The organism is Streptomyces recifensis, from assembly GCF_002154615.1.
In the GTDB taxonomy this organism is placed as follows: Bacteria; Actinomycetota; Actinomycetes; order Streptomycetales; family Streptomycetaceae; genus Streptomyces; species Streptomyces griseoluteus.
Genome location: NZ_MUNH01000247.1, coordinates 245 through 25,646, shown reverse-complemented (window position 1 = coordinate 25,646; position 25,402 = coordinate 245). Strand labels below are relative to the sequence as shown.

General features: G+C 72.5%; 32 protein-coding genes. 8 read left to right on the top strand and 24 right to left on the bottom strand.

Annotated elements, in window-relative coordinates; all coding sequences use genetic code 11:
* Positions 1–270, top strand: a 270-nt coding sequence (locus tag CCN33_RS15115; protein WP_140394552.1) for a GNAT family N-acetyltransferase, incomplete at its 5' end; no start/stop codon positions are given.
* Positions 271–323: 53 nt separating this feature from the next.
* Here CCN33_RS15115 and CCN33_RS15110 read toward each other — a convergent pair.
* Both CCN33_RS15110 and CCN33_RS15105 read right to left on the bottom strand, forming a co-directional pair.
* Positions 324–1,562: an MFS transporter gene (locus CCN33_RS15110; RefSeq protein ID WP_167387865.1), complete on the bottom strand. Its 1,239-nt coding sequence runs from the start codon at positions 1,560–1,562 to the stop codon at positions 324–326.
* Between the two features lie 84 nt (positions 1,563–1,646).
* Complete coding sequence (locus CCN33_RS15105; RefSeq protein WP_086694140.1) at positions 1,647–2,237, bottom strand: TetR/AcrR family transcriptional regulator; 591 nt, start codon at positions 2,235–2,237, stop codon at positions 1,647–1,649.
* Between the two features lie 121 nt (positions 2,238–2,358).
* Between CCN33_RS15105 and CCN33_RS15100 the strand changes: the two genes are divergently transcribed.
* The gene (locus tag CCN33_RS15100) at positions 2,359–3,396 is read left to right on the top strand and encodes an aldo/keto reductase (RefSeq protein ID WP_086694139.1); all 1,038 of its coding nucleotides are present in this window, start codon (positions 2,359–2,361) and stop codon (positions 3,394–3,396) included.
* Positions 3,397–3,399: 3 nt separating this feature from the next.
* Here the strand turns inward: CCN33_RS15100 and CCN33_RS15095 are convergent, their stop codons facing one another.
* The 7 genes from CCN33_RS15095 to CCN33_RS15065 form a co-directional block, all read right to left on the bottom strand.
* The gene (locus CCN33_RS15095) at positions 3,400–3,882 is read right to left on the bottom strand and encodes an HAD domain-containing protein (RefSeq protein ID WP_086694138.1); all 483 of its coding nucleotides are present in this window, start codon (positions 3,880–3,882) and stop codon (positions 3,400–3,402) included.
* Between the two features lie 65 nt (positions 3,883–3,947).
* Entirely contained in the window at positions 3,948–5,021 is a 1,074-nt protein-coding gene (locus CCN33_RS15090; RefSeq protein WP_086694137.1) for a phosphotransferase family protein, read from the bottom strand.
* A 138-nt stretch (positions 5,022–5,159) separates the two neighbouring features.
* Entirely contained in the window at positions 5,160–5,885 is a 726-nt protein-coding gene (locus tag CCN33_RS15085) for an HAD family hydrolase (RefSeq protein ID WP_086694136.1), read from the bottom strand.
* Positions 5,886–5,923: 38 nt separating this feature from the next.
* The gene (locus CCN33_RS15080; RefSeq protein ID WP_208621759.1) at positions 5,924–6,802 is read right to left on the bottom strand and encodes a winged helix-turn-helix domain-containing protein; all 879 of its coding nucleotides are present in this window, start codon (positions 6,800–6,802) and stop codon (positions 5,924–5,926) included.
* An 88-nt stretch (positions 6,803–6,890) separates the two neighbouring features.
* On the bottom strand, positions 6,891–7,799 hold the full coding sequence (locus tag CCN33_RS15075) for a winged helix-turn-helix domain-containing protein (protein WP_086694135.1): 909 nt from the start codon (positions 7,797–7,799) through the stop codon (positions 6,891–6,893).
* Between the two features lie 307 nt (positions 7,800–8,106).
* Positions 8,107–9,345 carry a GNAT family N-acetyltransferase gene (locus tag CCN33_RS15070; RefSeq protein WP_086694134.1) on the bottom strand — a complete coding sequence of 413 codons (1,239 nt, stop codon included), beginning with the start codon at positions 9,343–9,345 and terminating at the stop codon, positions 8,107–8,109.
* A gap of 61 nt (positions 9,346–9,406) precedes the next feature.
* Positions 9,407–9,994 carry an RsiG family protein gene (locus CCN33_RS15065; protein ID WP_086694133.1) on the bottom strand — a complete coding sequence of 196 codons (588 nt, stop codon included), beginning with the start codon at positions 9,992–9,994 and terminating at the stop codon, positions 9,407–9,409.
* Positions 9,995–10,154: 160 nt separating this feature from the next.
* On the opposite strand from CCN33_RS15065, the gene dtd reads away from it, so the two are divergent.
* A complete protein-coding gene (gene dtd / locus CCN33_RS15060; RefSeq protein WP_086694132.1) occupies positions 10,155–10,580 on the top strand; it encodes a D-aminoacyl-tRNA deacylase in 426 nt (141 codons plus the stop codon).
* A gap of 22 nt (positions 10,581–10,602) precedes the next feature.
* Here the strand turns inward: dtd and CCN33_RS15055 are convergent, their stop codons facing one another.
* The 7 genes from CCN33_RS15055 to CCN33_RS15020 all read right to left on the bottom strand — a co-directional run bounded on the left by CCN33_RS15055 (position 10,603) and on the right by CCN33_RS15020 (position 16,293).
* Positions 10,603–11,571, bottom strand: coding sequence for a CorA family divalent cation transporter (locus CCN33_RS15055; RefSeq protein WP_244173815.1), 969 nt, complete (start codon positions 11,569–11,571; stop codon positions 10,603–10,605).
* Between the two features lie 174 nt (positions 11,572–11,745).
* Complete coding sequence (gene ygfZ, locus CCN33_RS15050; protein WP_086694131.1) at positions 11,746–12,711, bottom strand: CAF17-like 4Fe-4S cluster assembly/insertion protein YgfZ; 966 nt, start codon at positions 12,709–12,711, stop codon at positions 11,746–11,748.
* Between the two features lie 10 nt (positions 12,712–12,721).
* Positions 12,722–13,159, bottom strand: coding sequence for a Fur family transcriptional regulator (locus CCN33_RS15045; protein WP_086694130.1), 438 nt, complete (start codon positions 13,157–13,159; stop codon positions 12,722–12,724).
* Between the two features lie 68 nt (positions 13,160–13,227).
* The gene (locus CCN33_RS15040) at positions 13,228–13,803 is read right to left on the bottom strand and encodes a heme-binding beta-barrel domain-containing protein (protein ID WP_086694129.1); all 576 of its coding nucleotides are present in this window, start codon (positions 13,801–13,803) and stop codon (positions 13,228–13,230) included.
* A 221-nt stretch (positions 13,804–14,024) separates the two neighbouring features.
* Entirely contained in the window at positions 14,025–14,834 is an 810-nt protein-coding gene (locus CCN33_RS15030) for a hypothetical protein (protein ID WP_086694128.1), read from the bottom strand.
* Positions 14,831–15,637 (bottom strand): hypothetical protein, encoded by an 807-nt coding sequence (locus tag CCN33_RS15025; protein WP_140394551.1) that lies wholly within the window; start codon positions 15,635–15,637, stop codon positions 14,831–14,833. Before CCN33_RS15025 ends, CCN33_RS15030 begins: the two co-directional genes overlap by 4 nt.
* Positions 15,634–16,293, bottom strand: a complete 660-nt coding sequence (locus CCN33_RS15020) for a hypothetical protein (protein ID WP_341866577.1) — start codon at positions 16,291–16,293, stop codon at positions 15,634–15,636. Before CCN33_RS15020 ends, CCN33_RS15025 begins: the two co-directional genes overlap by 4 nt.
* Positions 16,294–16,526: 233 nt before the next feature.
* Between CCN33_RS15020 and CCN33_RS15015 the strand changes: the two genes are divergently transcribed.
* Entirely contained in the window at positions 16,527–16,889 is a 363-nt protein-coding gene (locus CCN33_RS15015; protein ID WP_086694126.1) for a DsrE family protein, read from the top strand.
* A 24-nt stretch (positions 16,890–16,913) separates the two neighbouring features.
* Positions 16,914–17,294 (top strand): VOC family protein, encoded by a 381-nt coding sequence (locus CCN33_RS15010; RefSeq protein WP_086694125.1) that lies wholly within the window; start codon positions 16,914–16,916, stop codon positions 17,292–17,294.
* Here the strand turns inward: CCN33_RS15010 and CCN33_RS15005 are convergent.
* The 8 genes from CCN33_RS15005 to CCN33_RS14975 form a co-directional block, all read right to left on the bottom strand.
* Positions 17,291–17,554 (bottom strand): DUF3099 domain-containing protein, encoded by a 264-nt coding sequence (locus CCN33_RS15005; RefSeq protein WP_086694124.1) that lies wholly within the window; start codon positions 17,552–17,554, stop codon positions 17,291–17,293. The two genes, CCN33_RS15010 and CCN33_RS15005, sit on opposite strands and share 4 nt — an antisense overlap.
* A gap of 98 nt (positions 17,555–17,652) precedes the next feature.
* Positions 17,653–17,940, bottom strand: a complete 288-nt coding sequence (locus tag CCN33_RS15000) for a DUF1416 domain-containing protein (protein WP_031183962.1) — start codon at positions 17,938–17,940, stop codon at positions 17,653–17,655.
* Positions 17,941–17,993: 53 nt separating this feature from the next.
* Entirely contained in the window at positions 17,994–18,839 is an 846-nt protein-coding gene (locus CCN33_RS14995) for a sulfurtransferase (protein ID WP_030804305.1), read from the bottom strand.
* Positions 18,840–18,968: 129 nt separating this feature from the next.
* A complete protein-coding gene (locus tag CCN33_RS33815; protein ID WP_350751515.1) occupies positions 18,969–19,049 on the bottom strand; it encodes an Ms5788A family Cys-rich leader peptide in 81 nt (26 codons plus the stop codon).
* A 230-nt stretch (positions 19,050–19,279) separates the two neighbouring features.
* Complete coding sequence (locus tag CCN33_RS14990) at positions 19,280–20,017, bottom strand: LmeA family phospholipid-binding protein (RefSeq protein ID WP_086694123.1); 738 nt, start codon at positions 20,015–20,017, stop codon at positions 19,280–19,282.
* Between the two features lie 183 nt (positions 20,018–20,200).
* A complete protein-coding gene (locus CCN33_RS14985) occupies positions 20,201–21,250 on the bottom strand; it encodes a hypothetical protein (protein WP_086694122.1) in 1,050 nt (349 codons plus the stop codon).
* Between the two features lie 4 nt (positions 21,251–21,254).
* Positions 21,255–21,509 carry a MoaD/ThiS family protein gene (locus CCN33_RS14980; protein WP_086694121.1) on the bottom strand — a complete coding sequence of 85 codons (255 nt, stop codon included), beginning with the start codon at positions 21,507–21,509 and terminating at the stop codon, positions 21,255–21,257.
* A gap of 52 nt (positions 21,510–21,561) precedes the next feature.
* The gene (locus CCN33_RS14975; RefSeq protein WP_086694120.1) at positions 21,562–22,404 is read right to left on the bottom strand and encodes an alpha/beta hydrolase; all 843 of its coding nucleotides are present in this window, start codon (positions 22,402–22,404) and stop codon (positions 21,562–21,564) included.
* Between the two features lie 111 nt (positions 22,405–22,515).
* Here CCN33_RS14975 and CCN33_RS14970 point away from each other — a divergent pair, with 111 nt between their 5' ends.
* The 3 genes from CCN33_RS14970 to CCN33_RS14960 form a co-directional block, all read left to right on the top strand.
* Positions 22,516–23,310, top strand: coding sequence for a winged helix-turn-helix transcriptional regulator (locus CCN33_RS14970; protein WP_086694119.1), 795 nt, complete (start codon positions 22,516–22,518; stop codon positions 23,308–23,310).
* A 107-nt stretch (positions 23,311–23,417) separates the two neighbouring features.
* Entirely contained in the window at positions 23,418–24,443 is a 1,026-nt protein-coding gene (locus tag CCN33_RS14965) for a LacI family DNA-binding transcriptional regulator (protein ID WP_086694118.1), read from the top strand.
* A gap of 101 nt (positions 24,444–24,544) precedes the next feature.
* The coding region (locus CCN33_RS14960; protein WP_086694117.1) for a S1C family serine protease at positions 24,545–25,402 on the top strand (858 nt) is incomplete at its 3' end.

Sequence of the window (25,402 nt, the reverse complement as noted above, 5' to 3'; positions counted from 1 at the left end):
GACGGCACCCCCGTCTCCCTCGCCGGCATGAACCCGCTCATCGGCGGCCAGATCCAGGTGGACATCGTCTACACCCCGGCCCACCTGCGCGGCCACGGTTACGCCGCCGCCGTCTCGGCCGAGGTCAGCCGCGCCGCGCTGGCCGCCGGCGCGCGGGAGGTCGTCCTCTTCGCCGACCAGTCCAACCCCACCAGCAACGCCCTCTACCAACGCCTCGGCTACCGCCCGTTGAGCGACTGGTCGGGATACGACTTCGTCCCCGCCGGCTGAGCGCACTCCCGGGCGGGCCCGGACGGCGTCAACCGGGCCCGGCCGGTGACTGCTCAGCCCGTGCGGGCGGCCTCCGGTTCCGCCACGCGGACCTCGGCGGGCGTCCGCAGGCTCCGCACCTGCGGAGCCAGCAGCGCCGCCGCCGTGGCCAGCACCACCAATGCCGCGCAGCCGGTCAGGGTCCAGCCAGTGCCCGTCTCCGAGGCGATCGGGCCGGCGACGAGGATGCCCAGGGGGGCCAGGGCGAGGGAGCCGAACCAGTCGTAGGAGGTGACGCGGGAGAGGACGTGTTCGGGGATCTCGCGTTGCAGGGTGGTCGACCACAGGACGCCGTAGACGTCGTTCGCCACGCCCGCCCCGAACATGGCGGCCGCCGTCACCCAGAGGGGGGCGCCGAGGCCGAGCAGGAGCATCGGGACGGCGGCCGGGAAGGTGCTCAGCACGGCCACGAGGATGGGGCGCCGGACTCGTACCCGCGCCGCGAGGCCCGCGCCCGCGATGGTGCCGAGGGCCTGGGCGCCCACGATGACCGACCAGCTCCGGGCCCCGCCCTGGTGTTCGACGGTGAGCGGGCCCAGGACGCCGACTTCGGCGTTCAGGGCGGCGATCACGACCGCGTACTGGGCGACGACGACCCACAGCCACTGTCGGGAGGCGAACTCACGCCAGCCCTCGCGGAGTTCGGTCCGGCCCGAAGCCCGTACACGCGGCCGTCCGGTGACCTTCAGGCGCGCGGTGAGGGCCGCGCTGACGAGGAAGGAGGCGGCGTTGAGGGCGAGGGCCCAGCCCGCGCCGACCAGGGCGACGGTCACACCGGACAGGCCGAGACCGAGGAGGAGGGAGGTGTTGGTGCCGACGCGGAGGAGGCCGTTGGCCCGCTGGAGCCGGTCGGCGGGGACGATCAGGGGGACCAGGCCCTCCATCGCGGGAGCGAAGAGGGAGTTCGCCGTACCGGCCGCCACCGCGAGGAGGCACATCGCGGGCAGCGGGGCGTGCCCGGTCAGCACGATGGCGGCGAGGGCCGCGTACGCGCCGGCGCCCAGGACGTCGGCCAGCATCATCAGCCGCGACCGTGACATCCGGTCCGCGATCACGCCGCCCACCAGGACGAGCGCCAACTGCGGCAGTGCCTGGCAGGCCAGCACCAGCGACAGCCGTCCCGCGCCGGCCCCCGGCAACGCGAGCACCGCGAACCCGAGCGCGACCCGCGCGAAGCCGTTGCCCAGCACGGAGACGACCCGCGCGCCAAGAAGCAGAACGAAGCGCCGGTCGCGCCAGAGGGGGGTAACCACGGCCCCGCACCCTACGCCCGCCGGCTCAACTCCAGTACCCGTCCCGGCACTTCGGAGCAGGCATCCTGCCGGGCGAGCGGTTGATCACTTCCCGGCCGGGCTCCCGCCCCCGTACCGCAACCCGTCCAGCAGCAACCCCACCATCCGCCCCGTGTGGCCGTCGTCGTCCTGGGCCGGGAGGGTCAGGTTGGCGACGGCTCGCAGGAGGTCGTTGGGGTCGGTGTCGGTGCGGATCTCACCGGACTCGGCCGCGGCGCCGAGCAGCTCTTCCAGGGCCGGTACCAGGCGGAGCTGGAAGTAGGACGGGAGGCTGTCGTAGGCCGGGTCGCCGGAGTGGAGGGCGGCGCTGAGACCGCGCTTGGTGGCGATGAAGTGGGTGAAGCGCAGGAGCCAGAGGCGCAGGGCCTCCACAGGGGCGTGGTCGGCGGCGAGGGCGGGCGCGGCGTCGGCGCAGGCGTCGACCTCGTGGCGGAAGACGGCCGCGATGAGGTCGGAGCGCTGCGGGAAGTGCCGGTAGAGGGTGCCCGCGCCGACGCCCGCGCGAGCGGTGATCTGCCGTACGGGCGCGTCCACGCCGGACTCGGCGAACACCTCGGCGGCGGCCGTGAGCAGCGTGTCGATGCTGCGCCGCGCGTCGGCCCTCAGGCGCGGCCGGGACGGCTCGGCGTCGGTCATGGCAGACCTCCACTTGCTAACCGGAACAGCGTTCCGTATCGTTCTTCCCGGAACACCGTTCCGTTTTCGTGAGCGTAACGCGCCGCGGCGGGCCCTGGCCACCGCGGGTTGGAGGAGACTCATGAAGTACCGCACGCTGGGCCGGACCGGCATGAAGGTCAGCCCCTACTGCCTGGGCGCGATGATGTTCGGCGCCGTCGGCAACCCCGACCACGACGACTCCGTACGCATGATCCACAAGGCGCTGGACGCCGGGATCAACTTCATCGACACCGCCGACATGTACTCGTACGGGGAGTCGGAGGAGATCGTCGGCAAGGCGCTGAAGGGGCGGCGGGACTCCGTCGTGCTCGCCACCAAGGCGCGGCTGCCCATGAACTCCGACGGCGCCGACCCCAACATGCAGGGCGCGTCCCGGCGTTGGCTGACCCGGGCACTGGACGACTCGCTGCGCCGGCTCGGCACGGACCACGTGGACCTCTTCCAGATCCACCGCCCCGACCCGGACACCGACATCGAGGAGACCCTCTCCGCCCTCACCGACCTGGTGCGCGCGGGCAAGGTCCGCGCGATCGGCACCTCCAGCCACCCGGCCTCCGACATCGTCGAGGCCCAGTGGGTCGCCGAACACCACCGACTCCAGCGGTTCCGTACCGAGCAGCCGACGTATTCGCTGCTCAACCGGGGTGTCGAGCGCGAGGTGCTGCCGGTGTGCGAGCGGTACGGCATGGGGACGCTGATCTACAGCCCGCTGGCCGGGGGCATGCTCACCGGGCGCTACCGCAAGGACCGGGCGGCCGACACCCACCGCTCCACCTACGGCTTCCGGCATCTGCGCGACGAGCGGCGGCTGGACACCGTGGAGCGGCTGATCCCGGTCGCCGAGGAGGCCGGTGTCTCGCTGACGCACCTCGCGCTCGCCTTCGTGATCAGCCACCCCGGCGTCACCTCCGCGATCATCGGCCCGCGCACGATGGAACAGCTCGACGACCTGCTCGCCGGCGACAAGGTCACGCTGTCCGACGAGATCCTGGACCGCATCGACGCGGTCGTCCCGCCCGGTACGGACGTCGGCGCCCTCGACATGGAGTACGCCCCGCCCGCGCTCACCGAGGCGCATCTGCGGCGCCGGTGGGCCGGGGAGCGGTCGGCCGCCTGAGGGTCAGTCCGAGCGGTTCCTGCTCAGCCACTCCCGCAGGGTGACGAAGTCGGCCTGCGTCAGCCCGTAGTCGTGGTCCACGCGGTGCAGCAGGGCCGGGGCGGGGTGGTGGACGGCGACGTAGGCCCGGTCGGCCTCGGTGATCTCGTCGTCGATCCAGATGAACGGCCGGCCCGCCGCGAACTCCACCAGCGGGCGCGTCTTCCAGTGGGTCAGCGCGGGCGGCTCGTCCTCGTCGGGCCACGGCACCACCGGCAGCCGGGGCAGCCCCAGCCACGGCCCGACCACCGCGTTCGCGTCGTCCATCCAGGTCGACGCCCACACCAGCTCGCACCCCAGCCCCAGCAGCCTGGCGCCGAGCCGGGGATCGACCCGCCCGAGCAACGGATGCCCACCCGTGCCGCCGCCCCGCTCGAACTCCGGGTACGCGCCGTCGGGTGCGCCGAAGGGGATGAGCGGACCGTCGATGTCGAGAAAGAGCAGCATCACCCCTCAGCATCGGGCATGCGCGCATCTCCAGCCAGAAGACCGGCGCGAGTGCGCGCCCGCGCTCAGTCCCCCTGCGCCGCGTGCCACCGCTTCAGCGCCTCCGCCACCCGCCCCACGTGCGGCACCTCCACCACACCCAGCGGACGCGCCCCCCTCACCAGGATCTCCCGGAGCTTCACGGCGAGAGCGGTGGCCGGGGGCGCGGCGGGGTCCTCCAGCGCCAGGGCCGAGCGGATGACGTCCGTGAAGACGGACTGGGCGCGCTTGTAGGCGAGCAGGGGTGCCAGGTCGTCCGTCCAGCCGCGCACGCTCGGCGGGCGGACCGCGCGGACGGTCGTGTGCCAGCGGGCGGCGATCTCGCGGGACTGGGCGGCCGGGTAGCGCATGAGGTGCAGGTGGGTGGCGAGGTCGTACAGGGGGTCGCCGACCATGGCCAGTTCCCAGTCGATGGTCCACAGGCGGTCTACGGGATCGACGATGAAGTTCTCCCGGTGCAGATCGGCGTGGAGGAGGCAGAAGGGGCGCCTGGACAGCCCGTGCACATGGGCCCGCAGATGCTTGAACGAGGTCTCGGTGAGGCCGAGTTCGGCGAAGAGAGGCTCGAAGCGGTCGAGGTTGCGGCGGTAGACGCGGTGCTCGGTGAAGTGGACGAGGCGTTCCAGGAAGCCGTCGCTGTCGCCGTCCGCGGGACGGTCCTCGGCGGAGCAGCTCCGCTCGGCGGTGACGTCGTCCGGGCCGAGCGCGGCGAGCCTGCCGAACAGCTCGGTGATCTGGCGGCACAGCGCCTCCGGCACCTCGGTGCCGGACGGGTGGAGCGCGCCGAGGGTGGTGCCCTCGATGAACCGCATCAGCCGCATCCCGCCGACCTCCACCAGGCCGGGGACGCGCGGCACGCGGTCGCCGAGCGCGGTGAGCAGGCGTTCCTCCGAGGCGAAGCAGCGCCGGTCGAACCAGAGCAGCCCGTCGCGGGGCTCCCGGCACTTCCATCGCCCCGGATGGAGCCGTGCGGCCTCACCGGCCAGCGGGAAGACGTACGTCTCGTGGTGGTAGCCGTGGAGCGGGCCCTCGACCACCTTCTCGTCGCCGCTGGCCCCGGCCGCGTTCAGCCGGGCAATCGAAACCGTTTCGGGGGACATGGCCCGTTCTCTCGCCGTGCGCCCTGCCGAAAGGGGCGGAAGTGGCAGCACGGTACCGCCTCGGGAGCGGGTCCCGGCCCCACGACTCCGGTCCGGTTCCCCCGGACCGGGGACAGAGCGCACACACGTGCCCGCGAGCTACCCGCGCAGGGCCAGCAGCACGGGTTCCAGGGAGGTGAGGACCGTGTCGGCGCCCGCGGCGCGGAGCTGCCCGGCCCGGCGCTCACCGCTCGCGTAGCCGAGGAAGCGGACCCCGGCCCGCTCGGCGGCGACGAAGTCGGTGGGCGAGTCCCCGATCATCAGCGCGGACTCGGGGCCGGCGCCCAGGGCGGCGAGGGCCCGGTTGAGGCAGTGCGGGTCGGGCTTGAGGCGGTGCAGGTCGGCGGTACGGCCGTAGATGTGCGGGGCGAAGCAGCCGGTCAGGCCACGTCCGGCCAGGTAGGCGTGGACCACGCGCGGGGAGTTGTTGGTGGTGACGGCCAGCCGGGAGCCGACGGCGGACCAGGTGCGGATCAGCGGGTCGGCGTACGCGGTCGGCAGGGCCGAGGCGGCGGCCAGCAGCTCGTCCTGGGTCAGGCGTTCCTCCAGCTCGGCCACCAGGTCGCTGCCGGGATGGCGGCGGTCCACCGCCCGCAGCACCACCTGCGGGTCCAGCGTCTGCCGCTCGTCCTCGGTGAGCAGCCCGCGCAGTCCGCGTCCGGCCAGCCACTCCACCAGCCCGGCCGCCACCCGCTCGGCGCGGTGCCGGGCGAAGAGGCGGCAGACCGGGCCGTCGAAGTCCCAGAGGACGACCCGCGCGCCGATCAGTTCCCGTAGCTTCTCGGTCCCCTGGTCGCTCTTCTCCTCGACCGTTTCGGTCGCCATCAGCTCATGCTGCGTCGTTTCCGGCGTCTTGGAAGTCACTAGGAGAGTGTCAGGTCCGTCGTGATGGTTTCCCAGAGGGCGTCGAACCACTTCTGCGACTGTTCCACGAAGGAGGCGTCCCGTTGGCCCGACCGCTTCTCGAAGGAGAACAGCATCGACTCCGACCCGAGGGTGTCGAACATCTCCAGGGTGCCGGTGTCGGTGGGCTCCTCGCGCCGGGTGACCATGTAGTACGCGTACAGCGCCTCCGCGCCGTTGAGCAGGTACAGCTTGGCCGGCGGGGTGAAGGGCAGGGCGCGGAAGGTGACGTGGACGTCGATGTCGTGCGTGGCGCGCAGGGCGTTGAGGTTGTACTGGAGCACCTGTCCCTGGGCGTTGCGCATCGCCAGCCAGCGCCGGTGCACCGGGTCCGCGTCGTCCCCTTCGGGGTCCACCGGAACCGGGAAGGCGAGGCTGATGTCCCGCGAGGGCAGCAGGACGCGTACGTCGATGCGCTCCGGGCGCACCCGGCCCTCGTGGATCAGCCGCAGCGGCTCGCCGAGCGCGGGGATCAGGCTCTGCGCGGTGAGGCAGACGGCGTCCACGCGGACGTGCGGCGCGGTGAACGCCTCCGCCAGCCGGTGGGCGAGGGCGACCATCGTCGGCTGCGGGCCGTCCTGAGCGGGGGCGGGCTCCGCGACGCGCGGCGGGCTGCCCTTGGTGACGCCGGTGAGCAGACCCTCGTCGTGCAGCAGGCGCAGCGCCCGGCGGACCGCGCCGCGCTCCACGCCGAACTCCTCGGCCAGCTCGGCCTGGGTGGGCAGCCGCTCGCCCGCCCTCAGCTCGCCGGCGCGGATGCGGGCGCGCAGGGCGTCGGCGATCTCCTGGGCGGTGAACCGTCTGCCGCTCACTGCCACGTTCTCCTGGGTCACGACCAAACGGTACAACCTCAGTTCATCTACGGGCAGTTGTCGGCAAGTAGCTGCCAAGTCCGGACTGCTGGTCAAGAGTTGGTCGCCAACTCGGCTACCCCAGCACCAGATCCGAGCTGATCGTCTCCCACAGCGCGTCGAACCAGAGCCGGGACTGCGTCACGAACTCGCTGTCCCGCTCCCCCGCCCCCCGCGCGAAGGCGAAGAGCATCGACCGGGTGCCCTCGGCGTCGTACAGCGTCAGGTGCTCCGGGCCGATGTCCCGCTCCCGCCGGGCCAGCGTGTAGTACGCGAACAGCGCCTCGGAGCCGTTGAGCAGGTACAGCTTGACCGGTGGTGTGAAGGGGAGCGCGCGGAAGCGCACCCGGACGTCGATGCCGTGCGTGGCGCGCAGCGCGAGCAGGTTGTGGCGGAGCACCTGGCCCTGGGCGTTGCGCTGGGCCAGCCAGCGCCGGTGCAGCAGAGCGGTGTCGGCGGCGTCCACCGGCGCGGGGAAGGCGAGGGCGATGTCGCGGCTCGGCAGCAGCAGCCGTACGTCGATCTTGGCCGGTTTCAGCCCTCCCGCGTGGATCTGGCGCAGCGGTTCCCCGATGGCGAGGGTGAGCGAGACGGAGGTCAGACAGAGGGCGTCCACACGGACGTGCGGGACCGCGAAGGCGGCCGCGACGCGGGGCGCGAGGCCCGCCATCGTGGGCTGCGGCGGCGCGGCCGGGCCGACCGCGCCGGGCGGGACGGCCACCGTGGCCGGGCTGCCCTGCGACGATCCGGCGAGCAGCCGCTCCACCCGCAGGATGCGCAGCGCCTCGCGGACCGTGCCGCGCTCGACCCCGAACTCCTCGGCCAGCTCCGCCTGGGTGGGCAGCCGCTCGCCGGGGCGCAGCACGCCGGTGTCGATACGGGTGCGCAGGGTGTCGGCCACCACGCGAGAGGTGACGCGTGAGGGGTGTGACCGTGGTGACCTCTTCCGCCCAGTGGCGGAGACGTGTTCCGGGTCCACGGACAAAGGCTACAACTTCCCGCCATCTTCCGGCAGTTCGCGGGATGATGGTTATGAGCCGCTTCCACGCGGCTATAACTACAGTGAAGTTGGCAGCCAACTTGACCGACATGGTCGAGCTTTCCGGCGGTTGGCCGACCGGGCTCCCCTCCGGAGGGGAGCCGGGAGCCCGGCAGGGGGCGGCCACGGGAGCGCACAGCCACAACTGAACACCCGCACAGCCACAACCGAACAGCGTCAGCGCACAGCCACAACCGAACAGCACGCTACGGATGAACGGCCGCCGGCACGGCAGGAGACGACCGGGGTCGGGTCAGAAGGAGTCCGGGCACCACGGGCGCACGGACGTGCGGAACAGGGCGTCGGCCGCACGGGCGGCGCCCTCCCGCTCCTCCTGGACCCGCCCCAGCGCCGCCAGCCGTGCCGTCGAGCCGTCTCCGAGCCACACCGTGGCCAGCTCGGCCACGGGCAGGGTCAGATCGGCGGACGCGCCGCCCGCCGGGGTGCAGGACGCGCCCTCGGGGGACGCCTCCAGCCGGTACCGGCCGCCCGCCGTGCCGTCCTCGTCCAGCACCTGGAGCACCAGCGACCCGGACCGCTCGTAGCTCCGCGCCTCCAGCGCCCGTACGACGTCCAGCAGCCGGATCCACAGCCAGTCCGTGTGCGTCTCGACGCGGGCCGCGCGCACGTCGGGCAGCAGGAAGGGGAGCAGGGAGTCGGGTGCCCGCCAGCCGCTCTTGACGTGGGCGATCCAGTCGATCGAGCACAGGTAGCGCCACAGCGCGGCCTCGGCCGCCGGGGTCGCGGCGGTCAGCCATTCCACCTTGGCCGCGTTGTCCGGCTGCTGCCCCTCCCACTTGGCCTCGCAGCGGTACGACACCAGCCCCTCCACCTCGCCGGAGGCCGACCGGTACACCGCGTAGAACGGCTCGGTCCAGTCCCGGCCGAAGCGGGCCACGCCGGTGCGGGCGTCCCACCACAGCTCGTCCCGCCCGATCGCGCCCGGCGTCACGGCGCGCACCCGCTCGGACAGCTTCGGGCCGAGCGCGCGCACCTCGGCGCCGTCCACCAGGTCGATCCGGGCACCGTCCGCCGGGCCCGCCCAGCGCGGGTCGAGACCCGAACGGCCGACGTCCACCGTCCAGTTGGTCGCCCAGGTCGCGGGCCCGAAGCCGTGCTTGCCGTAGATCGGGTACTCGGCGGCGATCAGCGTGGCGATCACGTCCCCGCGCTCCCGCGCGGCCGCCAGGTCCTCGCGCATCATGCGCGTGAGCAGGCCGCGGCGGCGGTGGGTCGGGGAGACGGTGACGTTGGAGACGGCGTTGGCGGGGACGTACGCGCCGCCGACCGCGGTGACCTCCTGCGCGAAGGAGCGGAAGGTGCCCACGCAGCGGGCGCCGTCGAAGGCACCGAGCAGCCGGCCCGGCTCGAACTGCCTCAGCCTCGCCGCCCGTTGCTCCGGGGTGAGCACGGGGTCCTGGAGGAAACCGGTGTCCAGGGCGCGATGCCAGTTGTCGAACTCGTCCTGGGCCACGGGGCGTACGTCGATCATGGTGCCACGGTAGGCGCCGGACCCGGCGTGTGTCGCGCGTATTTCCCGCCCCCCGGCCCGCTCAGGCCAGCAGGTCGTCCACCTGCGCCTCGCCCGCCCGGTACCGGCGCGCGATCTCGCCCCCGCAGTCGTCGGCGGTGCGCTGGAGGCCCTGGCGGCGATGGGAGATCTCGTGCTCGTACCGGGTCAGCCGGCCCATCGCGTCGGCCAGCTCGGCGTCCGTACGGGCGGTGAGGTCGGACAGCTCGACCTCGGCCAGCATCTCCGCCGCGAGTTTGCCGTACTCCTCGCTGTGCGGGGTGCCGAGGGTGACGTGGCGGGCGGAGGAGCGGTGGCGGGCCGGGGCGTCGGCCAGGATCTCCGACAACCGCTCCACCACCGACCCGTCCGCCGGGGCCGGTACCCGCTCCCCGCCCCGGCGGGCCAGCTCGGCGCGCAGGATGTCGATCCGGCCCTGGAGCAGCCGCCGGACGTAGCTCAGATCGGCCTCCTCCCGCTGGGCGTCCCGGCGCAGGGCGCGCAGCTCGGGCAGGCTCAGCGGGGCCAGGAGGCTCGCGGCGGGCTCCTCGGGCGGCGGACCCGGCGGGCTCTCGGCGCGCTGCGCGGGCGGCCGGTGCGTGACCGGACCACTGGTGCTCGGTGTGCTCATGCGGTGGACCGTCCCCTCGACCGGCGTGTGGGAAGCATCGTGCCACCCCCGGTGGCCGCTATGTGACCGACTGCCCCCGAACGGCCCTGGATGGGGGGTATTGATTGGTTGTGGACCCCCCGGACCGAGGCACCGCCGGCCGCACGGCATGATGGGGCGCATGCGTGCGGTGGTGCAACGGGTGGACGGCGCGAGCGTCGTCGTGGACGGCGAGACGGTGGGCGCGATCGAGGGCGAGGGCCTGTGCGTCCTGGTCGGCGTGACCCACGAGGACACCAAGGAGAAGGCGGCCCAGCTGGCCCGCAAACTCTGGTCGGTGCGCATGCTGTCCGACGAGCGGTCGTGCAGCGACATCGACGCCCCGCTCCTGGTCGTCAGCCAGTTCACCCTCTACGGCGACGCCCGCAAGGGCCGCCGCCCCACCTGGAACGCGGCCGCCCCCGGACCGGTCGCCGAACCGCTGGTGGACGAGGTCGTCGCCCAGCTCCGCGCCCTCGGCGCCACGGTGGCCACGGGCCGCTTCGGGGCCCGGATGCGCGTCTCCCTGGTGAACGACGGCCCCTTCACGATCCTGCTCGACATCTAGGACGAGACGCCTCCGAGGGCCCCTAGTCCTCGTCGAGGAGCCGGCGCCAGATGCGGGTGCGGTGCAGCACGTAGAAGGAGCCCAGCAGAACCAGGGCCTGCAGCCCGATGGCGAGCAGCCAGAAGTCGTCCCTGGTCTCCAGCTTGTCGGTGAGAAAAGTGAAGTTCATGCCGAAGAACCCGGTGAGGAACGACAACGGCAGAAAGATCACCGAGACGATCGCCAGCCGGTTGATCACACCGTTCTGCTCGCCCGCGACGAGCGAGGAGTAGCTGGCGAACGACCGCCGGGTGGCCTCCTGGAGCGACTCGATGTCGGCCAGCACCAGCCGCCCGGCCGTCTGGAACTCCCGGGCGGAGCGCTGCCGCTCCTCGGGAAAGGAGGGGTTGATCATCCGCCGGGTGAGGACCGCGTCGGTCACCTGGAGGAAGGGCAGCAGGGCGTGGTGCAGCTGGGCGGAGCGCCGGCGCAGCCGCGCCAGGGCCTGGAGCTGCTCGGCCCTGCGGTCCTCGAACATCTCGTCCTCGAGTTCCTCGGTCTCCAGCAGGTTCCGCACCGCGGACAGCCGGAAGGTCGCCAGGGCTTCCTGGAGCACGATGAAGAGCATGTGCACCGGGTCGACCGGCCGCTCGTGCCGCAGCCCCTGGGCGATCTTGCGGGCGAGGTCCCCCTGGCCGTGGTGCGCGGTGGCCAGGAAGCGCTCGGTGACCACGACGTGCACATGCCTGATCGCGTCCCCCTGCACCACGGGGACCACGAAACCGGCCCGGTCCCCCAGGAAGTCGGCCCGCGCCGGTTCTCCGGTCCGGCCGAACCAGTCCAGCTCCTCGGCATCGAGCCCCAACCGGGCGGCGAGGGGCACCGACGCGGCGTCCGGCGGCAGTTCGACGTCGACGAGGAGCAGGGAATCCGCGGCCAGCCGCTCCCTGGCGCCGGCGAAGTCCGTACGGGTGACGGTCACCTCCGGCATCGACACCACGGTTACAGTCATCGCTCCGCCGTCGCTCCCGGGGGCCCTGTGCCTGCAGCCTCTCCGTCCGGCGGCGTCCCCGCAACCGCAGCCACCCCTGCGCGTCTCAGCAGGCGCCGGACGGATGACGGCGGGGCGGGGGCGGCACCGGCCGGTGGGCCCACCTCCCCGCCGCGGCACGGGGCCGCCGCTCCCCTACGGCTCGACCACCGTCTCCTGGGCCGCCGCCGTGTCTCCGGCGAGGAGCCGCGCGTCGGTGGGGACGTTGCGCTTGATGACGGCCAGGGCGACCGGGCCGAGTTCGTGGTGGCGCACGGAGGTGGTCACCTGGCCGATCCTGCGGCCGTCGGGGCCGTCGTCCGCGAGGCGGATCTCGGTACCGGGCGGGGGGAGGTGGACGTCGCTGCCGTCGAGGTGGAGGAAGACCAGGCGGCGCGGCGGCTTGCCGAGGTTCTGGACGCGGGCGACCGTCTCCTGGCCCCGGTAGCAGCCCTTCTGGAGGTGCACGGCGGTGCCGATCCAGCCCAGCTCGTGCGGGATCGTACGGTGGTCGGTCTCGAAGCCGAGGCGGGGCCGGTGCTGCTCGACCCGGAGCGCCTCGTGGGCGAGGAGACCGGCGGCCGGGCCGGAACGGGCGGCGAACTCCTCCAACTGCTCCCGAGGCAGGAAGAGGTCACGGCCGTACGGCGTCTCGCGGACCACCGCGCCCTCGGGGACCTCGGTGATGGAGCCGGCGGGGAGGTGGACCACCGCGATGTCGGCGGTGCGGTCGGCGACCTCGACGCGGTAGAAGAACTTCATCGACTCCAGGTAGGCGATCAGCGCCTCCTGGGTGCCGGGCTCGACGTGCGCCCACACGGTCGTGCCGTCGTCCACCAGGTACAGGGCGTGCTCGATGTGCCCGTTGGCGGAGAGGACCAGCGCCTCGGTGGCCTCGCCGGCCGGCAGGTCGCTGACGTGTTGGGTGAGCAGCAGATGCAGCCAGCTCAGCCGGTCCGCGCCGGTCACGGCGACGACGCCCCGGTGGGAGAGGTCGACGAAACCGGTGCCGTCGGCGAGGGCGCGCTGCTCGCGGAACAGGTCGCCGTAGTGGGCGGCGACGCCTTCGTCCACGCCCTCGGCGGGAACGGCGCCGGGCAGGGACAGCAGGGGGCTCTTCATACGGGCCAGCCTACGACGGGGTGGTTGAACTCTTCGGGGCGCAGTCCGCGCACCGGCCGAAGATCGCGAAGTGTTTCATGTCGGTGTCGAAACCGAACTGCTCGCGCAGCCGCGCAGTGAAGTCCGCGGCGACCTCCACGTCCGCCTCGATCACGTTCTCGCAGTCCCGGCACACCAGGTGGAGATGGTGGTGGCGGTCGGCGAGGTGATAGGTGGGCGCGCCGTGGCCGAGGTGGGCGTGGCTGACCAGGCCCAGCTCCTCCAGGAGCTCCAGCGTGCGGTACACGGTGGAGATGTTGACCCCGGAGGCGGTCTTCCGGACCTCGACGAGGATGTCGTCCGGCGTCGCGTGCTCCAGGGAGTCCACGGCTTCGAGCACGAGTTGCCGCTGCGGCGTCAGCCGGTAGCCGCGCTGCCTGAGATCACTCTTCCAGTCGGTGCTCACCACACTGGAAGTGTAGGGCCGCCGGGCCGGACGCCCCGCTCGGACGGGACGGCGGCCCGGTTCGGCACGGCCTACTTGAAGAACGCGATGCCGTCGTCCGGCATGTCCTCGGGGAGGTCCTTCGCCCAGCGCTCGACGTCCTCGGGAGTGACGGCCTTCTTGAGCTGGGCCGACATGTAGGGGCGCAGCTCGACCTCGGGGGTCTGCTTCTCGCCGACCCACATGAGGTCGCCCTTGACGTAGCCGTACAGCCGCTTGCCGCCGGTGTACGCCGGGGACTCCGGGGTGCGGGCGACCGCGTCGGTGACCAGGTCGATCTGGGGCTTCTTGTCCGCCAGCTCGCCGTACCAGATCTCCACCACGCCGTCGTCGCGGGTCATCGTGACGGTGATCTTGCGTTCGGCGTCGATCCGCCAGAAGCCGGCCTCGGACTCCAGCGGGCGGACCTTGTTGCCCTCGTTGTCGAGGACCCAGGTACGGGACCGGTACTCCAGGAAGTCACGGCCGTCGTGGGTGAAGGTCACCTCCTGGCCGAAGTTGCACTTCTCGGAGCCGGGGAAGTCGTGGACCCCCGCGCCCGCCCAGTTGCCCAGCAGAAAGGCGAGGGGGACGAGGTCCTTGTGCAGGTCAGACGGGATCTCGATCATGAGCGGCCGTTCCTGTCGGTTCTGGGGCGGTGCTTCAGCGCTGGCCCTGGTACAGCTTCTTCACGGTCAGCCCGGCGAAGGCGAGCACGCCGACGCAGACCAGGACCAGCAGCAGTTCGAAGAAGATCTCCACGGGGGTGCTCCTTGAGCGAAAGTGGGCGTACGACAGAGCCGCGCCCAGCTTACGCGGCCGGGGTCGGAGTCTCCTGGCGAGGTGGCCCTCAGGCGAGCAGCTCGCTCTGCAACGTCACCGTCTGCCAGAACGGAACGGCCGCCGCACCCCCCGGACGGGACTGCGTGACCATGGCGACGGTGTCCCCGGCGGTCGCGTACGCCACCCGCGTCCGCTCCTTTCCGTAGGGCTTGGCCTCGGCGAACGCGGCGAGCCAGACGTCGTCCAGCCGGGCCGCCGCGGGGAAGCCCTCGGGCTCGAAGACGGGGGCACCACGCAGCGGGTGCCGGGGTCCGTCGTAGCTCACGAACACACTCTCCGACTCCTCGGCGACCTCGGCGGTGGCGAACTGGAGCAGGTCGATGCGGGTGCGCGTGCCGTCCGGGGTGGTCCAGCCGCGGCTCGCCACGTGCCGCAGCCCGCGGTCGGTCAGCTCCTGCCCCAATTCCCCGCGCCCCTCCGCGTCGTACTGCGCGAGGAAGTCCTTCACGGGCAGCCAGCCGTCCGCGCCGGGCAGGGCATGGTCCACCGTGGCGTTCCTGGGCGCGGGCAGCAGCAGAGCGCGCAGGTCGGCGTAGTGCGTGCCCGCCTTGTTCCCGGCGGCCAGCGGTCCGGGGCTTCCGGACGGCAGCGGGGGCTTGACCAGGGTCGGGTATTCCCAGCGCCCGTCGGAGCGGGTGGCGAGGCCGGGCAGGTCCGCGCGGTCCGCCCGGCTGATTCCGTACGCCGTCCCGGTCCCGGTGAGGGCGAACACGGCGACGACGGCGGCCCAGCGCAGGACCGCGCGCGTGCGGCGGCGGTCCTTCCCCGCCTGCGCGGGCGGCAGGCCGGGCATCGGTGGGGTCTGCGACTCGGTCATACGGCCTCACCCGGTTCCTGGATACGGTCGAACTGGGCGCGCATCATGTCGGCGGCCCCTTTCCGGTCGAACGACGCGGTGCCCTCGATCCAGGCGGTGACGCCGATGTCCCCGACGTAGCCGGAGCACGTCATCGACTCGAGCTTCTCCCCCTCGACGGCCGGCGGCAGGAAGCACGCGGCGTGGTCCTCGTGGCCCTTGATCGCGGGTCCCTTGCGGAAGACCTTCATGGTGTCGAGGAACTGCTGCTGGGAGCGGTTGCGCGTGCGGAGGGTCTTCTGGTCGACCCGTGTCAGGACCATCTCCACGGTGAAGGCGCCGGAGTCCTCGCCGGCCAGGGACGTGCTGGCGTAACTGCGCACCGCCATGCCCTTGGCCGGGTTCTTCTGGTACTGCCGTTCCAGCTGGAGCCGTTGGGACCGGGGCAGGCTCCGGAGCGACTGGCGCAGGAGGTCGGACGTCTGCCGTCCGGTCAGCTCGGTGTCCGAGCCGAACTGCTCCGCGTCCGGGCCCCGGACGTACCGCTCCTCGCCGAAGGGCAGGAGCAGCGCGCGCAACCCGGACTCCTTCTCGCGAGCCGGCTTCTCCTTGGCTGCCGCCGGCAGCCGCCAGGTGGGCGCCCCCGGCGAGCGGTCGGCCCCGTGCACCACGGCGGCGGTGCCGGCGATCCCGGCGAGGGTGGCGAGGGCGAGGACGGCGCCCACGACCATGGTGGTGCGGCGGGGCCGGGCAGGTGTGCTCGTGGCGTCGGTACCGGCAGCGTCGGTACCGGCGACGCCGGTGTTCACAGCGTCAGTGCTCACAGCCGCTCCATCTGCTGTCGCGCCAGCTCCCGGACCCGGGCGGGCGGGATCGGCTTGGTGTCCCCGACCCACATCTCCATGGCGATGTCCCCGCGCCAGGCGTGCGCTTCGGCCAGGTAGCCGGAGCCGAAGCGGCTGTCGGGCCGGTCGTGGACGAAGACCTCGCCGTCGCCCGTGCCCGGAATGGGCCAGCTCCGGGTGTGGTCGTCGTCGGCGGCCCGGGTACGGGCGTAGAAGGCCCGGTCGACGGCGGTCTGTGCCTCCACCTGCCGGAACTGGACCAGCCGGATCTCCACCACGCGGTTCCCGGACTCGGTCCAGCCGGTGATGGCGGAGCGGCGGAACTCGTCGCCGAGGAACTCGCCGAAGGCCAGGTCCGGCTTGGTGTACAGCTCCGCGTAGGCGGCGAGGTCCAGCCAGCCGTCGTCGCTCTCGATGTGCGGGTTCGCGCGGGTGCCGCCCGGCTTCTTCAGCAGCAGCTTGCGCAGATCGCCGTCCGCCTTGACCTGGTGGTCCTGGGCGGCGGACAGCGGCCCGGGACCCTTGCCCGCGGCCTGCGCCAGCGACGGCTGGGAGAGCGGGGGCAGTTTGTCCGGCGTGCGGCCGGCCTGGACGAGGTAACCGGCGCAGGTCCCGGCGACGAGCCCGAGCGCCACGGCGAGGGTCAGCCGGCGCAGGGTGCGACGGCTCCGGCGCCGCGCCGGTACGGGCGCGGCCTCGAGTGGCTCAGGGCTCCCGGCCTGCCCGGGTGCCGGTCTTTCCGGACTTTCCGTGGTGCTCAACGTGTCGTCCCCCCACAGGACAGGAAGCACGGACCCGATGACCCGCGCTCCCCAGCAGACCCGTGGCATGTCCATGTAGTTGCAGGCCGCCGGATTACGATTCGGTCATGGCGAACAAGCTCGTGATCAAGGTGACCTCCGGGGCCGATGCGCCGGAGCGGTGTTCTCAGGCGTTCACCGTGGCGGCGGTGGCCGTGGCGAGTGGCGTGGATGTGTCGGTGTGGCTGACCGGGGAGTCGGCGTGGTTCGCGCTGCCGGGGCGGGCGGCGGAGTTCGAGCTGCCGCACGCCGCGCCGTTGCAGGACCTGCTGGAGTCGGTGCTCTCGGCGGGCCGGGTCACCCTGTGCACGCAGTGCGCGGTGCGGCGGGACATCGGCGAGGGGGACGTCATCGAGGGCGTGCGGATCGCCGGGGCGCAGGTCTTCGTGCAGGAGGTCATGGCGGACGGCACGCAGGCCCTCGTCTACTGATCATCCGCCTGCCGGAATCGGCGCATGCTGAGGCTCGGGACGATCGTGATGGGGGCCGCCGACGTGCGGCGGGCCGCGGAGTTCTGGGGGCGGGCCCTCGGGTACGTGCCGCGTGACGGCGCGGTGGACGAGGGGTGGACGGTGCTGATCCCGGCCGAGGGGCAGGGACCCGCCCTCGCCCTCGGCCGGAGCACCTCGCCGGTGCAGGAGAAGCCCCGCGTGCACCTGGATCTGTACGTCGAGGACCGGGCGGAGCAGGAGGCCGAGGTGGCTCGGCTGACCGGCCTGGGCGCCGAGCGCGTCGCGTGGGAGCTGTACCCCGACGACCCCGACTTCGTGGTGCTCGCCGACCCCGAGGGCAATCGTTTCTGCGTCATCGACGCCGGCCACCCCCGGACCCCTTAGGGGCGCGGGCGCTTCTTGCCGTCCAGCTCGTCCCACCAGTCGTCGGACTCGGGGTCCCCGGAAGGGGCGTCCCACCACCGGTCCTCCGGCCCGCGCCGGTTCGCGACCATCGCGGCCACCGGCGGGATCACCATGGCGAACAGGCACATCCCGACCGCCGCCGGGACGGACCAGATCCGGACCACCGCCCAGGCGAGGACGAAGAGGACGACGCAGACCCCCATCATCACGAAGTACCAGCGACGCCGCCGTGCGTACATGAGTCCAGAGTAGGGCCGGACAGCCGGAAGGGCCGCGCCCCAGGTGTCCAACCCGGTGGGCGCGGCCCCTGCCCCGGCCGCGAGCGTCCGCGTACGTCTCAGACGGCGATGGCGACCTCGGCCAGACCGCCCGGCTGCGCGACGACCGTGCGGTCGGCGGTGCCGCCGGGCACCAGGGCGCGTACGGTCCACGTGCCCTCGGCCGCGTAGAAGCGGAACTGCCCCGTCGCGGAGGTGGGGACCTCCGCGGTGAACTCGCCCGTCGAGTCCAGCAGGCGGACATAGCCCGTCACCGGCTCGCCGTCCCGCGTCACCTGCCCCTGAATGGTGGTCTCACCGGGCTTGATCGTCGAGGCGTCCGGGCCGCCGGCCTTCGCTCCACACATGGCTTTCTCCGTAAGGGTCTGACCAGAAGGTCGGTCGGGGTTGCTTGCTTGGCTTACTTGGCTGCGCCCAGCTCGATCGGCACGCCGACCAGCGAGCCGTACTCGGTCCAGGAACCGTCGTAGTTCTTGACGTTCTCCACGCCCAGCAGCTCGTGCAGCACGAACCAGGTGAGCGCGGAGCGCTCGCCGATGCGGCAGTAGGCGATGGTGTCCTTGGCGAGGTCGACGTCCTCCGCCGCGTACAGCTCCTTCAGCTCCTCGTCGGACTTGAAGGTGCCGTCGTCGTTGGCGTTCTTCGACCACGGGATGTTGCGGGCGCTCGGCACGTGGCCGGGGCGCTGGGACTGCTCCTGCGGGAGGTGGGCCGGGGCGAGCAGCTTGCCGGAGAACTCGTCGGGCGAGCGCACGTCGACCAGGTTCTGGTTGCCGATCGCGGCCACCACGTCGTCGCGGAAGGCGCGGATCGCGGTGTTCTGCGGCTTGGCCTTGTACTCGGTCTTCGGCCGCTCGGGCACCTCGTCGCCGGGGACGAGCTCGCGGGCGTCCAGCTCCCACTTCTTGCGTCCGCCGTCGAGGAGCTTGACGTTGTCATGGCCGTAGAGCTTGAAGTACCAGTACGCGTAGGACGCGAACCAGTTGTTGTTGCCGCCGTAGAGGACGACCAGGGTGTCGTTGCCGATGCCCTTCTCCGACAGGAGCTTCTCGAAGCCCTCCTGGTCGATGAAGTCACGGCGGACCGGGTCCTGGAGGTCCTTGGTCCAGTCGACGCGGATCGCGTTGCGGATGTGGTTCTTCTCGTAGGCGGACGTGTCCTCGTCCACCTCCACGAGGGCGATGGTCGGGTCGTCGAGGTGCTCCTGCACCCAGTCGGCGTCGACCAGGACGTCGCTGCGGCTCATGCTTTTTTCTCCTCCGGGGCAGTCACGGTGGCGTGCGGTGAGAGGGGTGCGCGCGCATACGGGTGCGGCGGCGCACGAATGCCCTTCCAGCAGGGCGGCATGGAGATGCGGGAGTGCGGTGACTTCCGCTCAGAAGGGGCGACAGAGCATGGCGGCAACGCGGCACAGGTCCACTGCCCGCCGCTTCGTGAGATCCGCCTGTCGCTTCATGCCGTCGATCGTAAGGAGATCCGGGCGCACGTGTCACCGGCGTGTCGGATGATGAGACGCGATCGTCCGGATACTGGTCACAGTCGAGGCGTCCGGCAACCGGAGAAGCGCCCCGACGCCCGGATTCCGGGCCCGAGGGCGCTCCTCTCGGTCTCCACGTCCGCCGCACATCTGCGGTACGGACACCGCGTCTCGTCACTCGGACAGACGTACGACGCTCCGGCGGGGTCCTACCCGGCCAGCTTCAGGTCCGAACCCGTCACGCCGATCCGCACCCCGTCCGCCGTGGCCCGCACGCTGCTCACCGCGATGCCGCCCGGCAACCGGTCCAGGGCCTGCTGGAAGTCGGTGATCTGGCGGAAGGTGCCGTCCGCCAGATTGGCACCCGCGATGACCGGCAGCGCGTCCGCGTGCACCGAGACCTTGCCGCCCTTCACGTCGAGGGAACTGAGCACCGGGATGGTCCGCTGGATGCCGAGCGCCGGGATGCCGAGCTTCACCGAGACCTTGATCTTGCCGTCGCCGCCGTCGCCGAGGCCGGTGATCCGGGCGGTGATGCCGGGCGCCAGCTCGGTCGGCTCGGTCTTGGCGGCCTGCATGAGCTGGTCGTAGGCGATGGTCGCGGACCCGGTGCCGGTCCTGGCGGTGGCCGAGGAGTAGTCGCCGGAGAACTTCACGTCCTTCAGATCGGCCTTGAGGTCGTCGATACGGATCGTGCGGCCCTCGGTGCCGGTGGGCACCGGGTACGACGGGATGCCCAGCGCCACGTCGTCCAGCGAGCCGGAGGCCACCTGGGTGAGGAACGGGAAGCCCTTGATGTCCACGTCCGGCGCCGAGGCGAGGTTCTCCCGCGCCTTCACCCGGTCCGCGACCTCGCCCTCGGCGAAGTGCACCGCCACGCGGTCCGCGATCACGAAGAGCCCGCCGAGGATCACGACGAGGATCAGAAGTATTCGCAGGGCCCGCATGTTCTCCCCAAGGGTCGGCGGCTCGGTTCCGGCGCCGCCACCGTAGCCCCGCCGGAGCCGCTCGGACGGAAATTGTGGATCACCTGTGACGGGCCCACGCCGTACTGCGGCTTTTCCCGCGTTTACCCCCGGCGCGTTCAGGAAACCCCGGCCGGAAATCGCTCCCGGCCGGGGCGGGGCCGGTCAGCTGAAGACGCGGCCCAGGAGCCAGACCGCCGGGGCGGCCGCGGCGAGGGGGAGCGCTACGCCCGCGGTGAAGTGGACGAAGCGGGAGGGGTAGTCGTAGGCGGCGACGCGGTGGCCGATGAGGGCGCAGACCGCCGCGCCCGCGCCGAGGGCCGCGCCCTGCGAGCCGAGGTCGGTCAGGCCGCCGACGGCGAAGCCTGCACCCGCCCCCGCCAGGACGGCGAGGACGACCGACACCGGGGTGGGCAGGGGAAGCGCGCGGGCCAGGACGGCGACGGCGACGGCCGCCGCGCCGACCGACACAGCGGCCGGGGCGGCACCCAGGTAACCGGTGGCGAGGATGGCGACCGCCGAGGAGGCGACCGTGGCCATCAGGCCGTACATCCGCTCGTCCGGCGAGGCGTGCGAGCGGAGCTGGAGGACCAGGGCCAGCAGCACCCAGATGCCGAGCGGGCCGAGGATCGCCACCGGCGCCTGCTCGCGGCCCGCCGCCAGCACCGCCACGTCGGCGACCAGGCCGCCGAGGAAGGCCAGCGCGATGCCCTGCCGGGCGGGCCACATGCCGTTCAGCCGGAACCAGCCGGCCGCCGTCACGGCCTGGAGCAGCACCAGCGGCACCACCAGGGCGTACGAGCCGAGCGGTGCCGCCACCGCGAGCAGGGCGCCGAGCAGCGCGGTGAGCGCGGCGGGCTGGATGCCGGGCTCGATGATCGGCGAACGGCCCTCGAGCCGGGCCCGCTGGGCGTCGGTGATCCGCGCGTTCCCGGCGAGGGTGGCGGGACCGAAGGCGGGCTCGGGCTCCGGCGCCGGCGCGGGGGCCTGCTGGTACGGCTGCTCGGCCACCGGCACCCGCGCGTGGTTCTGGGTGTCCCAGGTCTGCCCCTGCCACTGCTGGGCCGCGCCCTGCTGGGCCCCGTAGGGCTCGGCGTAGGGGTTCGGGAACTGCGGCTGCTCCGGTTGCGGGGCCCAGTTGCCGGGGGTCCGCTGCTGCCCGTAGGGGTCGTACCCCGAGTACGGGCCGCCCTCGTACGACTGCTGGTCGCTCAACGCCTCATCCTCCTGCGAACGGCGGGAGCACCTCGACCGTGCCGCCCTCGGCCAGCCGTACCGTCTCATGCGCGCGGGTCCCGACGGGAGCGCCGTCGACGAGGAACGCGCACCTTCGCAGCACGCGGGTGAGTTCGCCGGGGTGCCGTTCACGCACGCAGGCCAGCGCCTCGGCGAGCGTCGCGGCGTCGTACGGTTCGTCGGCGGTGCCGGCCGCGGCCTTGGCAGCGGCCCAGTAGCGCACCGTGACCTTGGGCATCTCGTTCCTCATCGGACAGCGGAAACAACAAATAAAGACGGTGCCGCCCAGGCTAGTCCGTCCCCCGCCCGGTGCGCGCCCGCGCCCAGCGGCCGATGCGGGCCAGCAGTTCCTCACCGGCCGCGTTCTCCGCGTGGCCCATGCCCGGCTCCAGCCAGAGTTCGCCCGCCTCCCCGGCCGCGTCCGCGAGCATCCGGGGGTGGTCGAGCGGGAAGTAGCCGTCGCTGTCGCCGTGCACCACCAGCAGCGGGACCGGCGCCAGCCGGGCGGCCGCCTCCACCGGGGAGAGCGGCACGGGGTCCCAGTCGCGGTGGTGGATGCGGGTGCGGAAGCCGTACCGGCCGACCAGCCGGCCCGAGGGGCGGGTGACCAGCCAGTGCAGCCGGCGCATCGGCGCGGTGCCCCGGTAGTACCAGCGGGCGGGCGAGCTGACCGAGACCACGGCGTCGACCGCGCCGGGGTTCAGCGCCGCGTGCCGCAGCACCACCGAGCCGCCCATGGAGAAGCCGACGCTCACCACGCGCTCGTGCCCGAAGCCGCGCGCCCAGTCCACGGCCGCCGTCAGGTCCAGGACCTCCCGGTCGCCCACCGTGGAGCGCCCGCCGGAGGCGCCGTGGCCCCGGAAGGAGAAGGTCACCACCGCCCCGTACGCGGCCAGCGCGCGGGCCACCCGGCGCACGTGCGGCCGGTCCACGTCCCCCGTGAAGCCGTGCGCGACCACGAAGACCACTGCGGCCGGGCCCGTTTCGTATACGACGGGTCCGGGATCGTATACGGAATCGACGGCGATTCCGTCGGCCGTACGCAGAAAAGTCCGGACACCGGGGCCTTGACCCGTCTCGGAATTCGGACGAATGGTGGAACGTGTCGCATGACCCGCCGGACGGTTGCTCATGTGGGCTATTCTGCTGGGCAGAGGACTCGGGCAGTGAAGCCCCCGAGTCCTTTTGTGCTTTCGGTACCGCACCGGACGCGTCCTCGCAGGGACCGAGGAGGAACCAGACGTATGAGTTCGCTGCTGCTCCTGACCAACGCCCTCCAGCCGTCGACGGAGGTGCTTCCCGCTCTCGGCCTGCTGCTGCACAACGTGCGGGTCGCCCCGGCGGAGGGTCCCGCACTCGTCGACACCCCCGGTGCCGACGTCATCCTCGTCGACGGCCGCCGGGACCTCCCGCAGGTGCGCAGCCTGTGTCAGCTGCTGCGCTCCACCGGGCCGGGCTGTCCGCTCGTCCTGGTGGTCACCGAGGGCGGGCTCGCCGCCGTGACCGCCGACTGGGGCATCGACGACGTCCTGCTGGACACCGCGGGCCCGGCCGAGGTCGAGGCCCGGCTCCGGCTCGCGATGGGCCGCCAGCAGCTCGTCACCGACGACTCCCCCATGGAGATCCGCAACGGCGATCTCTCCGTGGACGAGGCCACCTACTCCGCGAAGCTCAAGGGCCGGGTGCTCGACCTGACCTTCAAGGAGTTCGAGCTGCTGAAGTACCTGGCCCAGCACCCCGGCCGCGTCTTCACCCGCGCCCAGCTCCTCCAGGAGGTCTGGGGCTACGACTACTTCGGCGGCACCCGCACCGTGGACGTGCACGTACGGCGGCTGCGGGCCAAGCTCGGCCCGGAGCACGAGTCGCTGATCGGCACCGTCCGCAATGTGGGATACCGCTTCGTCACCCCGGAGAAGCCCGACCGGGCCGCCGAGGAGGCCCGTGCCGAGGCCCGGCGGGCCGCGTCGGGGCGGGCAAAGGCGGCGGAAGGGGACGCCTCCGCCGTCCGCGCGGACAGCGGGGTCGCGGCGGACGCTTAAAGCCGTTGCGGCCGGGGTAGTGCCAGGGCACCCCCGGCTGCCTCCGGCCCGCGGTCCACGCCACGAATGCCCTGCCCAGAGCGGGTCAATCCGCGTAGACTCCGCGCGTGGCGAAGGTGACTCGGGATGATGTGGCACGGCTGGCGGGGACCTCCACCGCCGTGGTCAGTTATGTCATCAACAACGGACCCCGGCCGGTCGCCCCGGCCACGCGCGAGCGTGTCCTCGCGGCCATCCAGGAGCTGGGGTACCGCCCGGACCGGGTGGCCCAGGCGATGGCCTCGCGCCGTACCGACCTGATAGGTCTGATCATCCCGGACGCCCGCCAGCCCTTCTTCGGGGAGATGGCGCACGCGGTCGAACAGGCCGCCTCCGAGCGCGGAAAGATGGTCCTGGTCGGCAACACCGACTACATCGCCGAGCGCGAGGTCCACTATCTGCGGGCCTTCCTCGGCATGCGGGTCTCCGGTCTCATCCTCGTCTCGCACGCGCTGAACGACCAGGCCGCCGCCGAGATCGAGGCGTGGGACGCCCGCGTGGTGCTGCTGCACGAGCGCCCGGAGGCCATCGACGACGTCGCGGTCACCACCGACGACCTCGGCGGCGCCCAGCTCGCCGTCCGCCACCTGCTGGAGCACGGGTACGAGTACGTGGCCTGCATGGGCGGCACCGCCGACACCCCGGCCGTGGGCGACCCGGTCTCCGACCACGTCGAGGGCTGGCGCCGGGCGATGTCCGAGGCGGGCCTGTCCACCGAGGGCCGCCTCTTCGAGGCCGCGTACAACCGCTACGACGCCTACCAGGTGGCGCTGGGGATCCTCGCCGGGCCGCACAGACCCCCCGCGATCTTCTGCTCCACCGACGACCAGGCCATCGGCGTGCTCCGGGCCGCCCGCGAGCTGCGGCTGGACGTGCCGGGCGAGCTGGCGGTGGCCGGGTTCGACGACATCAAGGAGGCGGCGCTCGCCGACCCGCCGCTGACCACGGTGGCCTCCGACCGTCCGGCGATGGCCCGCGCGGCGGTCGACCTGGTGCTGGACGACGGCCTGCGCGTGGCGGGCTCCCGCCGGGAGCGGCTCAAGACCTTCCCGTCCCGCCTCCAGGTCCGCGCAAGCTGCGGCTGCGGCAGCTGAATCCGCAGGTCAGCGGGGTCTCATAGGAACCGAAGGCGGTTCTGCCGGGCTTCTCAGCCGGGCCTCACGAAGCTCTCATGGTCGCGGGACATGCTCCTCGTATGACCGAGAGCACGCGCCGCAGCGGCGGCCACGAGGACGAGCACCCCGAAGGAACTCCCGCACAGCCGTACGCGGCCTTCGCGGCCGGTGTGCACCCCGAGTGGCCGCCCCCGCCGGCCCACGCCCCCACCGCGGGGCCGGTGGCCGGGCAGCGGCGCAAGCGTCCCGGTGGTCCGGTCACGCTGCTCGCGGCGGTCGCGCTGGTCGCGGCCGCGGTCGGCGGAGGCACCGCCTACGCCTTCCAGCAGCTCACCGGGCACGGCACCACCGCCACCGACACGGCCACCCCGGTGGTCGCGGCCGGCAAGAAGAGCGACGTGGCGAAAATCGCCGCGGCGCTCACCCCGAGCGTGGTCGAGGTCAACGCGACCCTCGCGAACGGCTCGTCCACCGGTTCCGGCGTGATCGTCAGCGGCGAGGGCGAGATCGTCACCAACAACCACGTCGTCTCCGGTGCCTCCTCGGTGAAGGTGCGCACCAGCGACGGCACCAGCCGCACCGCCCGCGTGGTCGGCACCGACAGCTCCAAGGACCTGGCGCTGCTGAAGGTGGAGGGCGCCTCGGGACTCAAGGCCGCGCCGCTCGGCACCTCTTCGGGTGTCAAGGTCGGTGACACGGTCGTGGCGATCGGCTCCCCCGAGGGGCTGACCTCCACCGTGACCAGCGGCATCGTCTCCGCGCTCGACCGGGACGTGACCGTCCCCACCGACGAGAGCCAGGGCGGGCAGGGACGGGACGGCGGCGAGCAGTGGCCGTTCCAGTTCGGCGGCCGCCAGTTCAACGGCGACACCGGCTCCTCCACCACCACCTACAAGGCCATCCAGACCGACGCCTCACTCAACCCCGGCAACTCCGGC

Excerpts from the sequence above, each read along its gene's own strand:
- CCN33_RS15105 (WP_086694140.1), bottom strand. The coding sequence starts at position 2,237 with ATGACCGACGCCGAGCCGTCCCGGCCGCGCCTGAGGGCCGACGCGCGG.
- CCN33_RS15100 (WP_086694139.1), top strand. The coding sequence starts at position 2,359 with ATGAAGTACCGCACGCTGGGCCGGACCGGCATGAAGGTCAGCCCCTAC.
- CCN33_RS15095 (WP_086694138.1), bottom strand. The coding sequence starts at position 3,882 with ATGCTGCTCTTTCTCGACATCGACGGTCCGCTCATCCCCTTCGGCGCA.
- CCN33_RS15090 (WP_086694137.1), bottom strand. The coding sequence starts at position 5,021 with ATGTCCCCCGAAACGGTTTCGATTGCCCGGCTGAACGCGGCCGGGGCC.
- CCN33_RS15085 (WP_086694136.1), bottom strand. The coding sequence starts at position 5,885 with ATGGCGACCGAAACGGTCGAGGAGAAGAGCGACCAGGGGACCGAGAAG.
- CCN33_RS15070 (WP_086694134.1), bottom strand. The coding sequence starts at position 9,345 with ATGATCGACGTACGCCCCGTGGCCCAGGACGAGTTCGACAACTGGCAT.
- CCN33_RS15065 (WP_086694133.1), bottom strand. The coding sequence starts at position 9,994 with ATGAGCACACCGAGCACCAGTGGTCCGGTCACGCACCGGCCGCCCGCG.
- dtd (WP_086694132.1), top strand. The coding sequence starts at position 10,155 with ATGCGTGCGGTGGTGCAACGGGTGGACGGCGCGAGCGTCGTCGTGGAC.
- CCN33_RS15055 (WP_244173815.1), bottom strand. The coding sequence starts at position 11,571 with ATGACTGTAACCGTGGTGTCGATGCCGGAGGTGACCGTCACCCGTACG.
- ygfZ (WP_086694131.1), bottom strand. The coding sequence starts at position 12,711 with ATGAAGAGCCCCCTGCTGTCCCTGCCCGGCGCCGTTCCCGCCGAGGGC.
- CCN33_RS15040 (WP_086694129.1), bottom strand. The coding sequence starts at position 13,803 with ATGATCGAGATCCCGTCTGACCTGCACAAGGACCTCGTCCCCCTCGCC.
- CCN33_RS15030 (WP_086694128.1), bottom strand. The coding sequence starts at position 14,834 with ATGACCGAGTCGCAGACCCCACCGATGCCCGGCCTGCCGCCCGCGCAG.
- CCN33_RS15015 (WP_086694126.1), top strand. The coding sequence starts at position 16,527 with ATGGCGAACAAGCTCGTGATCAAGGTGACCTCCGGGGCCGATGCGCCG.
- CCN33_RS15010 (WP_086694125.1), top strand. The coding sequence starts at position 16,914 with ATGCTGAGGCTCGGGACGATCGTGATGGGGGCCGCCGACGTGCGGCGG.
- CCN33_RS15005 (WP_086694124.1), bottom strand. The coding sequence starts at position 17,554 with ATGTACGCACGGCGGCGTCGCTGGTACTTCGTGATGATGGGGGTCTGC.
- CCN33_RS15000 (WP_031183962.1), bottom strand. The coding sequence starts at position 17,940 with ATGTGTGGAGCGAAGGCCGGCGGCCCGGACGCCTCGACGATCAAGCCC.
- CCN33_RS14995 (WP_030804305.1), bottom strand. The coding sequence starts at position 18,839 with ATGAGCCGCAGCGACGTCCTGGTCGACGCCGACTGGGTGCAGGAGCAC.
- CCN33_RS33815 (WP_350751515.1), bottom strand. The coding sequence starts at position 19,049 with ATGAAGCGACAGGCGGATCTCACGAAGCGGCGGGCAGTGGACCTGTGC.
- CCN33_RS14990 (WP_086694123.1), bottom strand. The coding sequence starts at position 20,017 with ATGCGGGCCCTGCGAATACTTCTGATCCTCGTCGTGATCCTCGGCGGG.
- CCN33_RS14980 (WP_086694121.1), bottom strand. The coding sequence starts at position 21,509 with ATGCCCAAGGTCACGGTGCGCTACTGGGCCGCTGCCAAGGCCGCGGCC.
- CCN33_RS14975 (WP_086694120.1), bottom strand. The coding sequence starts at position 22,404 with ATGAGCAACCGTCCGGCGGGTCATGCGACACGTTCCACCATTCGTCCG.
- CCN33_RS14970 (WP_086694119.1), top strand. The coding sequence starts at position 22,516 with ATGAGTTCGCTGCTGCTCCTGACCAACGCCCTCCAGCCGTCGACGGAG.